This is a genomic window from Leisingera sp. F5 (assembly GCF_001593695.1).
Genome location: NZ_LUKH01000038.1, coordinates 1 through 13,000 on the forward strand (window position 1 = coordinate 1; position 13,000 = coordinate 13,000).

Here is a 13,000-nt window from a genome sequence, read left to right on the forward strand (position 1 = left end):
GGCAATCTCGCGCTGGGCGATCCGGGCCAGCATGTCGGCGTCGGGCTGCGGCGGTTCGGCGCCAAAGTAGCGGTCATCAGAGGCCAGGTCGCGGAAATACTCGGCAATGGCCTTCATTGTGCCGAAGGAATCCTCAAACCCTTCCAAAGTGCAGGAAAAGGTTCCATAGGATACGGTCAAGACTTTGTTGTTATGTACCATCAGCTCGCTCGTCTTCGTCACATCAGTTGTCATTTACCATATTGGCTTGAAGGACCAATTTTGCTCGAATCCGTGCAATTGATCGTATCATTTTGTGTTCACATTGTGACTTGTTTCCGAAACTGCCAGGAATGCGCCCCATGAACTGTCTGATTGTTGATGTACCGGAACCAATCACACTGATTGGCGGCGGTGAGCTTGGATCCGGCGATCTGGAGGCGGCGCTGGCTCTGGCGCCGGTGCTTGTGGCGGCAGATGGCGGGGCTGCTGCGGCACTGGCCGCGGGGCATGTGCCAAGCGCGGTGATCGGTGATTTCGACTCGCTGACAGAGGGTGCGCGCGCGCAGTTGCCGCCGGGCAGCCTGTTTCCGGTGGCGGAGCAGGACAGCACCGATTTCGATAAGGCCTTGCGGTCTGTTGCGGCGCCGGTGGTGCTGGCGGTGGGGTTTCTGGGCGCGCGGGTGGATCACCAGCTGGCGGCGTTTAATACGCTGGTGCAGGGGCATCAGACCCCATGCGTGCTGATTGGTGAGACGGAGGTGATCTTTCACCTGACCCATGCAGTGGAATTGCCCGCGGAGAAGGGGGAGGTGATTTCGCTGTTTCCGATGCAGGAGGTGACCGGGCGGTCCGAGGGGCTGGAGTGGCCCATCGACGGGTTGCGGATGTCGCCGATGGGGCGGGTCGGCACCTCGAACCGGGCGCTGGGGGCGGTGCGGCTGGCGCCGGAGGGGCCGGGGCTGCTGGCGATTGTGCCGCGGCGGCTGCTGGCGGATGTGATGGCGGCGGTCAGGCTGGATTGATGCGTTTCCGGGTTTCCGAGTCCCTGCGCTCGCGCATCACGGCATAAAGGCCTGCGCTGATGGTCAGCAGGATGCCGATGGCGGCGAGCGTGTTGGGCAGTTCGGAAAAGATCAGCCAGCCAAAGAACACTGCCACCGGGATTTCCAGGTACTGCATCGAAGCGAGGGTCGAGGTGGGAGCGAACCGCAGGCTCCAGGTCATCAGGAGATGCGCCACGGTGCCGAGTGCGCCGGCGGCGGCCAGCAGGGTCCAGGTGTCTTGCGGCGGCAGGGCTGTGGAGAGGGCGGCCACACCGGCGGCATCGCCGATCAGGATCGCCGGCGCCAAGAGTACAGTGCCCATGACGCCCGCCACTGCCTGGACGGAAACCGGATCGGTTTCCTTGGCGATCTTGCGGGTGATCAGCATGAACAGGGCAAAGATGACCGCCACCAGCAGCGGCCACAGGGCATTCCAGCCGACGGCGGCAAAGCTGGGTTGAATGACCAAGAGGGTGCCGGTGAAGCCGACGGCACAGGCGCCGAGGCGGTGCAGGCCGACGTTCTCGTGCAGGGCGTATTTTCCCAGCAGCAGCATGATGAACGGCATCACAAAGGCAATGGCCACCGCATCGGCCAGCGGCAGGTATTTGAAGGCGGTGAACATGGCGGCGATGCCGCCCATCTGCAAGAGCGTGCGCAGGAACAAGAGCGGCGCCACCCGGCGCGACAGGCTGAGCGGCAGCCGCATTGCCAGTGCCAGCGGCAGCAGGATCGCGGCCTGGGCGGCAAAGCGGATGAACACGATCTGGGCAACCGGCACCCGGTTGGTCAGCAGTTTTGCAATCGCGTCCCCGAGCGGGATCACCATGCAGAAGCCCAGCATCAGGGCGATGCCGAGGAGGGGGCGGTCCTGTGTCATGGCGCCACGCTAGGCGGGGCAGGGGCGGGATACAAGAAAAGGTTGTTTCTATCAGGTTGCGCAATCGGGGGCGTGTTGCGCAGCAGCACGGCCCGTGCCTGACCTTGGGAAGGCGCTTTGACACCTCCCCAAGGTCAGGCACGGGCCTTTTGTTGGACTAACTGTGTAGGGAAGCCGCGGCGTCAGCAGTTCGGCACGTTCACCGCGAGGCCGCCGAGCGAAGTTTCCTTGTACTTGTCGTGCATGTCGGCGCCGGTCTGGCGCATGGTCTCGATGCAGGCATCGAGCGGCACAAAGTGCTGGCCGTCGCCGCGCAGGGCGAGGGAGGCTGCGGAGACCGCCTTGATCGCCGCCAGGCCGTTGCGTTCGATGCAGGGGACCTGGACCAGGCCTTTTACGGGGTCGCAGGTCATGCCGAGGTGATGCTCCAGCGCGATCTCGGCGGCGTTTTCCACCTGTTCGGGGGTGCCGCCCATCACCGCGCAAAGACCCGCGGCGGACATGGCGGCGGCGGAGCCGACCTCCGCCTGGCAGCCCGCCTCGGCGCCGGAAATCGAGGCGTTGTATTTCACCAGGCCGGCAATCGCGGCGGCGGTCAGCAGGAAATCCTCCACATGGGTCTCGGACGCGCCCGGCACATGGTCGAGGTAGTAGCGGATCACCGCCGGAAGGGTGCCTGCAGCGCCGTTGGTCGGCGCGGTCACAACCTGGCCGCCGGCCGCGTTTTCCTCGTTCACCGCCATCGCATAGACGCTCATCCAGTCGTTGATGGTGTGCGGCGCGGTCAGGTTCATGCCGCGTTCGGCCATCAGCGCGTCATAGATGCCCTTGGCGCGGCGGCGCACCTTGAGGCCGCCGGGCAGGATGCCGTCGCGCTCCAGCCCGCGGTTGATGCAGTCGTTCATCACCTGCCAGATGCGGGCGGTGCCTTTGGCGAGGCTGACTTCGCAGCCGCGGGCGATTTCATTGGCGCGCTTCATGCCGGCAATGGATTTGCCGCTGGATTTGGCCATCTCCAGCATCTCGGCGGCGGATTTGAACGGGAAGGGAACCGGGTCGCCTTCGTCGGTTGCCTTACCCCGGTCCAGTTCTTCCTCGGTGACGACAAAGCCGCCGCCGATCGAGTAGTAGACCTGTTTCAGGATCACGTCGCCCTGGGCGTCGGTGGCCATCAGGATCATGCCGTTGGAGTGGCCCGGCAGCGCGTGATCATAGTCAAAGATCATGTCGGCCTTGGGGTCGAAGTGCAGTTCGCCCAGCCCCTCGGGGTGCATGGTATGGGTCTTGTCCAGCTCCGCCAGGAAGGCCGTGGCCTTGGCGTCGTCATAGTCATGGGCGACAAAGCCGCCAAGCCCGAGGATGGTGGCGCGGTCGGTGGCGTGGCCGACGCCGGTGAAGGCCAGCGAGCCGTGCAGCGAGGCGCGCAGCCCGTGGAATTCAAACGGCGACGCGCGCATCATATCGAGGAAGCGCGCGGCGGCGACCATCGGGCCCATGGTGTGCGAGGACGACGGGCCAATGCCCACTTTGAACATGTCGAAAACGGAGAGGAACATCAGGTGGCTGATCCTTCTGGGGGATTGGCATAGGCCGGGGCGGTGAACGGGGTGGCGCCGAGGCCCTCGGCCTCGCACGCGATGGCAACGGCGGGGCGGTGTTCGAGCACGGCGCAGAGGCGCTGCAGGCAGGGGTAACCGGCAATGCGGAACCAGGATCTGTCCGCATTGGCAGGGTAAAGCCCCATCCAGCGCATCTGGCAGGCCAGGTAGTAGTCCAGCACCGAGGGCTGCGGCGCGCCGAGCCAGGCAGGCCGTTCAGCGGCGGCGCGGTCGAGACTGGTCAGATGCTGATGCAGCCGCTGGCGGATGACGGACTGCAGCTGCGCCTGCTGGGCGGAGTCAGCGCCGATGTATTTTTGCGGATAGAACAGCATCCGCAGATCAGCATGCAAGGTGTTGGAGGCAAAGAACAGCCATTTCAGGAACGGCGCGTAATCCGCGAACCCTGCTGCCGGGGCCATCGCCCCATGCCGGGCGGCCAGCCACAACAGGATGGCGGCGGTTTCAAACAGCGGCCCGTCGGGGGTTTCCAGCACCGGGATCAGCCCGCCCGGATTAAGCGCCAGGTATTCGGCGCTGCGCTGTGCCATTGCCTTGCGGTCGACGAGAACGGCGTCAAACGGCAGGCTAAGCTCGTCCAGCACCAGCCGGATGACCAGTGAAGCGTTGTCGGGGGCGTAGTGCAGGCGGTATTCGGGTTTCATGACGCAATATTATGACGCAGACGCCCGAAATACGTGTCCGTTTCCGGCGTTTCCAATAGGAAACCCGCCTTTGTGATGCATGTTTCGCTGCCGGGGCGCCGGGTGGCTGTTTCCTGCTTGTGCTTCAGGCGGCTATTGCCGCCGGGCGGTGCAGACAAAATGGGTGAGCGACATGAAGAATCTGCCCTCGGCGGCCAGTTCCTGCTGCTCGCGGGTCCAGGCGGCGGCATCGTCGGGGTCGGTGGCGCCGATGTCCACCGCAAAGGCGCGGATCAGCTGGATCATCATCGCTGCCAGCCCGTCCGGGCGCAGGGTGATGTCGCAGACGGCAAGCGGCTGCATCTGCTGGACTTCGAACCCGCAACTGCGCATTTCGGACGGCAGTTTTGCAGGCAGATCGCGCACTGCCATATGGCGGTTCCAGGCCTCCAGCATCCGGTTCATACGGGTGGTATTGTCGCTGTGCCAGGCCAGGGTGTCCCAATGCATGTCGCCAACCACCAGCCGCCCGCCGGGCTTCAGCACCTTGTGCAAGGCGCGCAGGGCAAGGCGGCGGTCGGTCAGATATTCGAACACTTGCAGCGAAACGGCTTTGTCAAAGCTTTCCGGTTCAAACGGCAGCCGGGCAGCATCGCCCTCGGCCAGGGTGGTATTGGCGCGCCCCTCCAGCCGGTTGCGGGCGGCGGCCAGCATGTCGGGGCTGGCGTCCAACCCGGTCACGTGGCCCGCGGCGCCGACAGCGCGGGCCAGTTCCAGCGTCAGCAGCCCGTTGCCGCAGCCCAGATCCAGGATGCGGTCGCCCGGCTGCGGCAACAGTGCGTCGAAACTGGCCCGCCGCCGCTGCGACACATCGGCGCCCTGATAGGCGTCTTCCAGGACCCGGGCGGTTTCCTCGTCGAATTGCAGCATGGTTTTGATCCCCCAAGTTGTTGATCAATAGCCCGGCTGCGGCGCATTTCCAGCCGCGGTGCCGGAATCCGCTGCAAGCCCCCTCGCACAGAGGCGGCAAACCGCCTATAACCGCGGCAAACGCGTATTCATGGAGTCACCTGATGACCGGAGAACTGTCGCCCATCGACAAGGCGAAATTTGTGGCTGCCAAACGGGCCGCTGAAATGGTTGAGGATGGCATGCGGGTTGGTCTTGGCACCGGGTCCACCGCCGCCTGGCTGGTGCGCTGCCTGGGCGAGATGGTGAGCCGCGACGGGTTGAAGATCACCGCAGTGCCGACCTCCAGCCGCACAGCCGCGCTGGCGCGGGACGTGGGCATCAATGTGGTGTCGCTGGACGAGGCCAAATGGCTGGATATGACCATCGACGGCGCCGATGAGTTCGATGCCGATCTGAACCTGATCAAGGGCGGCGGCGGCGCGCATCTGCAGGAGAAAATCGTGGCCACCGCCTCTGATCAGATGGTGGTGATTGCCGATGCCAGCAAATCGGTTGAGACGCTGGGCGCCTTCCCGCTGCCGGTTGAGGTGCTGCCGTTCGGCTGGCAGAGCAGCCAGGCGCTGATCGAGGAGACCCTGGTGTCGATGGATGTGATGGGCCGCACCACGACGCTGCGGATGAACGGCGATGCGCCCTTTGTGACCGACGAGGGCAATTACATTCTTGACCTGCATCTGAAACGCATCGGCAATGCCCGCCAGCTGGCGCTGGTGATGAACCAGATCCCCGGCGTGATCGAGAACGGGCTGTTCATCGACATCTGCGACACGGTGGTGATCGGTTTCGGCGACGGCCGGGTCGAGGTGCGCGACATCAACGAAGGCACGGTTGAGAAGGACAAGCTGGACTTTGTCGAGAACGACAATCTGTTCACTGATCTGCAGGATTAATCCTGGCTTCGAATGAAATGCTCCGCCCGGGTGGGAGGCGGGGCACTGCCCTGCGCAAATTTGTGCAGGGCTTGCCTTTACCAAATTGAGACCATTCCGCCTCACAACCTCGCGTGAATACGCAGCAAAAGGTTGAATGCGGCGCAATAACGCCCACTTGGGCATATAGCGTTTGGTGGCCCGTTATGGGATACACCTGCACAAGACATGCAAAGGGCGGAAACTCATGAGCTTTGATTACGATCTGTTTGTCATCGGCGGCGGCTCGGGCGGGGTGCGGGCGGCCCGCGTGGCAGCACAGGAAGGCGTCAAGGTGGCGCTGGCTGAAGAGGACCGCTATGGCGGCACTTGCGTGATCCGGGGCTGCGTGCCGAAAAAGCTGATGGTGTTTGCCTCGGAATATTCCGGCATGGCCGAGGACGCCCAGGCTTATGGCTGGGACATCCAGCCCGGCGCCTTCAACTGGGACGCCTTCAAGGGCAAGCTGCATGCCGAGCTGGACCGGCTGGAAGGCATCTACCGGGGTATCCTGAAGAACAACGGCGTCGAAAGCTTTGACCAGCGCGCCAGGCTGGCCGATGCCCACACGGTTGAGCTGGCCGACGGCACCCGCAAGACGGCCAAGCATATTCTGGTTGCCACCGGCGGCTGGCCGACCGTGCCGGAGTTTCCGGGCTCGGAGCTGGCGATCACTTCGAACGAGATCTTCCACCTGGATACGCTGCCCGAAAGCCTGCTGATTGTCGGCGGCGGTTATATCGCGTCTGAATTTGCGGGCATCATGAATGGCTTGGGCGTCAAGACCACGCAATTCTACCGCGGCCCGCAGATCCTGCGCGGCTTTGATGAGGAAGCGCGCGGCGTGATTGCGGAGGGCATGGTGGAAGCGGGCGTGGACTTGCAGCTGAACACCAATATCACCGAGATGCGCGCAGAAGGCGGCAAGATCCGGGTGACCGATACGCACGGCAATGAACATCTGTTCGACAAGGTGATGTACGCCACGGGCCGCGCGCCCAATGCGGACAACCTTGGCCTTGAAGACATCGGCGTCGAGCGCGGCAAGGGCGGGGCCATTATGGTCGATGCCTACAGCCAGACCGCGGTGCCCTCGGTCTTTGCCGTCGGCGACGTGACCGACCGGGTGAACCTGACGCCGGTGGCGATCCGCGAAGGCATGGCGTTCGTCGAGACCGTGTTCAAGGGCAACCCCACCAGCCCCGATCACGAGCTGATCCCGACGGCGATTTTCACCCAGCCGGAAATGGGCACTGTGGGTCTCAGCGAAGAAGACGCGGCCAAGCAGGAAGCGATTGAGGTGTACTCCACCTCCTTCAAACCGATGCAGCAGGCCTTTGCGGGCCGCGCCCAGAAGGTGCTGATGAAGCTGGTGGTGTCGAAAGCCACGCGCAAGGTGCTGGGCTGCCATATCGTCGCACCGGGTGCGGGAGAGATGATCCAGCTGGCCGGAATTGCGGTAAAGATGGGCGCAACCAAGGAAGATTTCGACCGTACGGTTGCGGTCCACCCGACAATGTCGGAAGAGTTGGTAACGCTGAAGACTCCGGTGCGCACGACCTGATCGGGCAGACCGGCAATAATTTAGACCTCATGCCGCCCATTGTGAAACATTCATGGGCGGCAGCAAACGGATAGGAGACAAATGGCGGGCAATAGCGGTGGCCCATGGGGGGGCGGTGGCTCCTCTGGCGGCGGAGGAGGCAACCGGGGCAATAACGGCGGCAACAATGGCGGCGGCGGCGGCCGCAAGCCGGAGGACCCCCAGATCCCCGAGATTGACGAACTGGTGAAGAAAGGCCAAGAGCAGCTGCGCGTCCTGATGGGCGGGCGCGGCGGTTCCGGCGGACGGGGCGGCCGCGGCGGCGGCTCCGGCGGCGGCGGGCCGCTGTTCACCAAGGGCACCTTGGGGCTGGCTGTCATTGCCGGCGCCGTGCTGTGGGGCTTTGCCAGCTTTTATACCGTGAAGCCGGAAGAGCAGTCGGTTGAGCTGTTCCTGGGCGAATATTCCTCGACCGGGCTGCCGGGGCTGAACTTTGCGCCCTGGCCGCTGGTGACCAAGGAAATCCTGCCGGTGACCCGCGAACAGACCGAAGACATCGGTGTCGGCGGCGGCCGCAGCTCGGAAGCCGGGCTGATGCTGACCGGGGACGAGAACATTGTCGATATCGATTTCCAGGTGGTCTGGAACATCAATGATCCGGCGAAGTTCCTGTTCAACCTGCGCGATGCCCGCACCACCATCCGGGCGGTATCGGAATCGGCGATGCGCGAGATTATCGCCCAGTCGGAACTGGCGCCGATCCTGAACCGCGACCGTGGCTCGATCGCCTCGCGGCTGCAGGAGCTGATCCAGTTCACGCTGGACGATTACGACAGCGGCATCAACATCATCCGCGTCAACTTTGACAAAGCGGATCCGCCTGCGTCCGTGATTGCCGCCTTCCGCGATGTTCAGGCTGCTGAACAGGAACGCGACAGGCGCCAGAACGAAGCCGACGCCTATGCCAACAATGCGCTGGCTGAGGCCCGAGGTCAGGCGGCTGAGCTGCTGGAACGGGCCGAAGGCTACCGTGCGCGCGTTGTCAATGAAGCCCAGGGTGAGGCGAGCCGCTTTAGCGCGGTTCTGACCGAATACCAGAAGGCGCCTGAGGTGACACGCAAACGGCTGTACATTGAAACCATGGAAAAGGTGCTGAGCCGGGTCGACAAGATCATCCTCGACGAGCAATCCGGCGAAGGACAGGGCGTCGTGCCTTACCTGCCGCTGAATGAACTGCGCCGCGGAGGAAGCAACTGATGCGTAAGACAACTCTTTTGCTGCCGTTGCTGGTGATCGCTGCGATTGCCGCGCTGTCGTCGGTGTTCATTGTGGACGAGCGTGAAAAGGCGCTGGTGCTGCAGTTCGGCCGGGTGGTCTCGGTCAAGGAAGATCCGGGCCTGGCGTTCAAGATCCCGGTGATTCAGGAAGTGGTGCGCTATGACGACCGCATCCTGAGCCGCGACATTGACCCGCTGGAAATCACCCCGTCGGACGACCGCCGTCTGGTTGTTGACGCCTTTGCGCGCTATCGCATCGTGGACGTGAACCGGTTCCGTCAGGCGGTTGGTGCCGGCGGTATCGCCACTGCGGAAAACCGGCTGGATTCGATCCTGCGGGCGCAAACCCGCGAGATCCTCGGCTCGGTCAGCTCGAACGATATCCTGTCTTCGGACCGTGCCGCACTGATGCTGCGGATCCGCAATGGCGCCATCGCCGATGCGCGCGCTTTGGGCATTGCCATCATCGACGTGCGTCTGAAGCGCACCGACCTGCCTTCGGAAAACCTGGATGCGACGTTTGAGCGGATGCGGGCCGAGCGTGTGCGCGAAGCCACCGACGAACGCGCCCGCGGCAACGAAGCCGCACAGCGGATCCGGGCCCAGGCCGACCGGACCGTGGTTGAGCTGGTGTCGGAAGCGCAGCGCGAGGCGGAGATTATCCGCGGTGAATCGGATGCCGAACGCAACGCGATCTTTGCCCAGGCTTATGGTGCGGACCCGGAGTTCTTTGAATTCTACCGCAGCCTGAACGCCTATGCGAATTCGCTGCTGGCGGGGAATTCGACCATGGTGCTGTCGCCGGACAACGAGTTTTTCAACTACCTGAAATCCTCGGACGGCAAGCGGCCGGCAGGGCAGTAATGGGGTTCATCCTCCTGGCCCTTGGGCTGGTACTGATTGCAGAGGGGCTGGTGTACGCACTGGCCCCTTCGCTTGTGGAGCGCCTGCTGGAGATGCTGCGCGCGCTCTCTGAAGACCAACGCCGCAATGCCGGGCTGGCGGCCTTGGCGCTGGGGCTGATCCTGGTCTGGCTGGCGTTCTGGTTCGGGGTTTGAAGACGCCGTTTTCCCCCTAGATTTTCAGCGAAAATGCAGACTTTCCCTGCTAGAATAACCTGCAGCAGGACGCGCGCGTGCCGTTGCGGGCGGAAAACCCGGTCACAGCGGCTTTATTCCTTGCAACATTTGTTGCGGGGCGGGCGGAAGTTCCTACATTGGAGCCATAAGACTCTGCCCGGCTATCCTGGTGTTTATGCCGGTCCGTGGCGGACAAGAAGAATTAGAAGTGACAAGGAGTAGATCCGTGCAGCCACAGGCAATTGCAATTTCCGGCCGGGCAGGCGGCAGCAGCGCGATGATGCGCATGATCTGGCTTGCGGTGCTGGCCATGGCGGTCCTGCTGATGCAGGCGGTATCCGCGATGGCGCGCCCCGAAAGCCTGGCACCGCTGGCCGATCAGGTGAGCCCGGCAGTGGTCAACATCACCACCACAACCGTGGTCGAGGGCCGCACCGGCCCGCAGGGCATTGTCCCCGAAGGCTCGCCGTTTGAAGATTTTTTCCGTGAATTCCAGGACCGCAACGGCAATGGCAATGGCAACCGCCCGCGCCGGTCTTCGGCGCTGGGGTCGGGGTTTGTGATTTCCGAGGACGGTTACATCGTCACCAACAACCATGTGATTGAAGGTGCGGATGAGATCGAGATCGAGTTTTTCCCCGGCGACGGCCAGCCTAAGGAGCTGCTGCCGGCCAAGGTGATCGGCACCGATCCCAACACAGATATCGCGCTGCTCAAGGTGCAGGCGCCCGCACCGCTGAAATTCGTCAAATTCGGCGACAGCGATACCGCCCGTGTCGGTGACTGGGTTGTCGCCATGGGCAACCCTCTGGGGCAGGGGTTCTCAGTTTCTGCCGGCATCGTGTCGGCGCGCAACCGCGAGCTTTCGGGGTCTTATGACGATTACATCCAGACCGATGCGGCGATCAACCGGGGCAACTCGGGCGGGCCGCTGTTCAACATGGATGGCGATGTGGTCGGTGTGAACACTGCGATCCTGTCGCCTAATGGCGGCTCCATTGGCATTGGCTTTTCGATGGCGTCGAATGTGGTGGTCAAAGTGGTCGACCAGCTGAAGAAATTCGGCGAGACCCGCCGCGGCTGGCTGGGTGTGAAGATCCAGGATGTGGATGCGGATCTGGCTGAGGCGATCGGCCTGGACAAGGCGCATGGCGCGCTGGTGACCGATGTGCCCGAAGGCCCCGCCAAAGAGGCCGGAGTGCTGGCGGGCGATGTGATCGTCAGTTTTGACGGCGGCGAGGTGAAGGACACCCGCGGCCTGGTGCGCCGGGTCGGCAATGCCGAGGTCGGCAAGACCGTGCGGCTGGTGGTTTACCGCGAAGGCAAGACCGAAACTCTGCGGGTGACCTTGGGCCGCCGAGAGGATGCCGAGCGCGGGCCGTCCAGCCAGCAGAACGGCGACGGCGGGTCCGGCCAAACCGAAAAGGAACTGCTGGGCCTGTCGGTCGGAGTTCTGACTGACCAGATGCGCGGAGAGCTTAGTGTGGGCGAAGATGTCGAAGGGCTGGCTATTCTGTCAGTGGATGAGACTTCGGAGGCCTGGGAGAAAGGCCTGCGCGCCGGCGATGTGATCACCGAGGCGGGCCAGCAGAAAGTCGCCTCGATCAGCGAGCTGGAGACCCGCGTTGCCGAAGCGAAGGAGGCGGGCCGCAAGTCGTTGCTGCTGCTGGTGCGCCGCGGCGGCGAGCCGCGCTTTGTGGCGCTGAACCTGGCGGAGTAGGAGCCGCCAGGCAGAGTAAGAAAGAACGATTAAAGGCCGGGCATTTGCCTGGCCTTTTTTGTTCCCGCAGGGGGGCTATGCGCGTTTCATGAACAACACACCGCGGCTGTCCTGTTCAGTGTGCCAGGCACCCGGTTCCGCGGCAAAGATCCGGCGGAAATCCTCTAGGTTGCCTTTTTCATCAGAGATCAGAACCCAGCCGCCCGGACACAGATGCGGCAGGCTGCGGGTCAGGACCGCCCGCCGGTCCGGCGCGGCCAGCATGTGCAGGGTCCGGTCGAACAGCAGGATGTCATAGTCCTCCTGCGGCTCCCAAGCGGTGAGGTCGGCGGCAATGCCGGTGACGTCCAGGCCTTCCTGCGCGGCGGTGGCCAGCATGCCCTGGATGCCATGCGGGGCACAGTACCGGCCCGGTTCCAGGAAGGCTAAGTGAAATATTCCGTGAGGTCCCGGGGGCCGGGGGAGGAGCCGGAAAAAGGGAAGAGCCATGCGCTGGCGGGCGCATGGCTCTTTGGGGACAGGCAGCCATTGGGATGGAACGGATAATGGCTGTCTGTATCCGGTTATCGCCAGCTGCGCGCGCGCGTTCTGTAACCCGGATTACAGAACAGGGATTTTCTTGCAGGTTTAGAACAGATCTCCGCAGGCAAGCGCCCTTAGATCGAGTCCGGCTCGGCCAGCACCGCCAGTTCCGTCCGGTCCAGGATCTGCACGCCGCCGCGGCTGATGCTGACCAGGCCGTTGCGCTTCCAGGCGGCCAGGGTTTTTGAAACCGCCTCGCGGGTGGCGCCGACGAATTCAGCCAGTTCCGCTTGCGACAGGGCGACACGGCCGTCGCGGCCTTCCGGTGCCAGATACAGCAGCTTGCGGGCCAGCCGCACCGGCATCGGCAGAAACACCTGTTCGTTCAGCTGGGTGTTCATCCAGCGCATCCGCTGCCCGGCCAGCCGCAACAGGTCGGCGGCCAGATCCGGGTGCTGGCGGATCTGAGCCAGGACATCGCCGCTTCGCAGCCGCAGCACCCGGCTGGGCTCGGCGGCGATGGCGGTGGCGGTGCGCTCGCCCGGATCGAACAGGGTGATCTCGCCGAACACCGCGCCGGGGCGCATCATGTCGAGCGACAGTTTGCGCCCCGAAGCAGACAGCACCGAAAACTCCAGCGCGCCTTCGGCAATGGCATACAGCGCATCGCCCGCATCGCCCTGTTCAAACAGCACTTCGCCCTGGTGGAGCTTTACTTCTGCGGCCTGGCTTTCCAGCATCCGCCTGAGCGGGCCGGAGGCGCCGGAGAGAAAGCCGGTATCGGGCAGGCGGGTTGTCAGCATGGCCAAATCTCTTTGTGTCTGGTGCCCAG

At 63.7% G+C, this 13,000-nt stretch carries 13 protein-coding genes and 1 pseudogene; 7 read left to right on the forward strand and 7 right to left on the reverse strand.

The features are described 5' to 3' along the window. Nucleotides 1-201 (reverse strand): annotated as a pseudogene (locus A2I95_RS20235) (hypothetical protein); the annotation flags it as partial. A gap of 140 nt (nt 202-341) precedes the next feature. Between A2I95_RS20235 and A2I95_RS20240 the strand changes: the two are divergent. Beyond that, nucleotides 342-1,004: a thiamine diphosphokinase gene (locus tag A2I95_RS20240; RefSeq protein ID WP_291732625.1), complete on the forward strand. Its 663-nt coding sequence runs from the start codon at nt 342-344 to the stop codon at nt 1,002-1,004. Here A2I95_RS20240 and A2I95_RS20245 read toward each other — a convergent pair. From A2I95_RS20245 to A2I95_RS20260, 4 genes are all read right to left on the reverse strand, one after another. Then, nucleotides 991-1,905: a DMT family transporter gene (locus A2I95_RS20245; protein ID WP_291732627.1), complete on the reverse strand. Its 915-nt coding sequence runs from the start codon at nt 1,903-1,905 to the stop codon at nt 991-993. The genes A2I95_RS20240 and A2I95_RS20245 overlap by 14 nt on opposite strands. 182 nt (nt 1,906-2,087) lie before the next feature. Further along, nucleotides 2,088-3,461, reverse strand: coding sequence for an L-serine ammonia-lyase (locus A2I95_RS20250; RefSeq protein WP_291732629.1), 1,374 nt, complete (start codon nt 3,459-3,461; stop codon nt 2,088-2,090). After that, nucleotides 3,461-4,168 carry a glutathione S-transferase family protein gene (locus A2I95_RS20255; RefSeq protein ID WP_291732631.1) on the reverse strand — a complete coding sequence of 236 codons (708 nt, stop codon included), beginning with the start codon at nt 4,166-4,168 and terminating at the stop codon, nt 3,461-3,463. Before A2I95_RS20255 ends, A2I95_RS20250 begins: the two co-directional genes overlap by 1 nt. Nucleotides 4,169-4,300: 132 nt before the next feature. Next, on the reverse strand, nt 4,301-5,077 hold the full coding sequence (locus A2I95_RS20260; protein WP_291732633.1) for a methyltransferase domain-containing protein: 777 nt from the start codon (nt 5,075-5,077) through the stop codon (nt 4,301-4,303). A 143-nt stretch (nt 5,078-5,220) separates the two neighbouring features. Between A2I95_RS20260 and rpiA the strand changes: the two genes are divergently transcribed. The 6 genes from rpiA (at nt 5,221) to A2I95_RS20290 (ending at nt 11,646) form a co-directional block, all read left to right on the forward strand. Continuing rightward, nucleotides 5,221-6,009, forward strand: coding sequence for a ribose-5-phosphate isomerase RpiA (gene rpiA / locus A2I95_RS20265; protein ID WP_027259609.1), 789 nt, complete (start codon nt 5,221-5,223; stop codon nt 6,007-6,009). A 226-nt stretch (nt 6,010-6,235) separates the two neighbouring features. Then, a complete protein-coding gene (gor, locus tag A2I95_RS20270; RefSeq protein ID WP_291732635.1) occupies nt 6,236-7,591 on the forward strand; it encodes a glutathione-disulfide reductase in 1,356 nt (451 codons plus the stop codon). A gap of 81 nt (nt 7,592-7,672) precedes the next feature. Beyond that, a complete protein-coding gene (gene hflK, locus A2I95_RS20275; protein ID WP_291732637.1) occupies nt 7,673-8,827 on the forward strand; it encodes an FtsH protease activity modulator HflK in 1,155 nt (384 codons plus the stop codon). Further along, the gene (gene hflC / locus A2I95_RS20280) at nt 8,827-9,711 is read left to right on the forward strand and encodes a protease modulator HflC (RefSeq protein WP_259998014.1); all 885 of its coding nucleotides are present in this window, start codon (nt 8,827-8,829) and stop codon (nt 9,709-9,711) included. The genes hflK and hflC overlap by 1 nt, the downstream gene beginning before the upstream one ends. Next, a complete protein-coding gene (locus A2I95_RS20285; RefSeq protein WP_259998015.1) occupies nt 9,711-9,905 on the forward strand; it encodes a DUF2065 domain-containing protein in 195 nt (64 codons plus the stop codon). The genes hflC and A2I95_RS20285 overlap by 1 nt, the downstream gene beginning before the upstream one ends. A gap of 298 nt (nt 9,906-10,203) precedes the next feature. Further along, nucleotides 10,204-11,646, forward strand: coding sequence for a Do family serine endopeptidase (locus tag A2I95_RS20290; RefSeq protein ID WP_291732696.1), 1,443 nt, complete (start codon nt 10,204-10,206; stop codon nt 11,644-11,646). Between the two features lie 75 nt (nt 11,647-11,721). Here the strand turns inward: A2I95_RS20290 and A2I95_RS20295 are convergent, their stop codons facing one another. Both A2I95_RS20295 and A2I95_RS20300 read right to left on the reverse strand, forming a co-directional pair. Further along, nucleotides 11,722-12,024 carry a hypothetical protein gene (locus A2I95_RS20295; RefSeq protein ID WP_291732641.1) on the reverse strand — a complete coding sequence of 101 codons (303 nt, stop codon included), beginning with the start codon at nt 12,022-12,024 and terminating at the stop codon, nt 11,722-11,724. 278 nt (nt 12,025-12,302) lie between these two features. After that, a complete protein-coding gene (locus A2I95_RS20300) occupies nt 12,303-12,971 on the reverse strand; it encodes a Crp/Fnr family transcriptional regulator (protein ID WP_291732643.1) in 669 nt (222 codons plus the stop codon). Between the last annotated feature and the right edge of the window lie 29 nt (nt 12,972-13,000).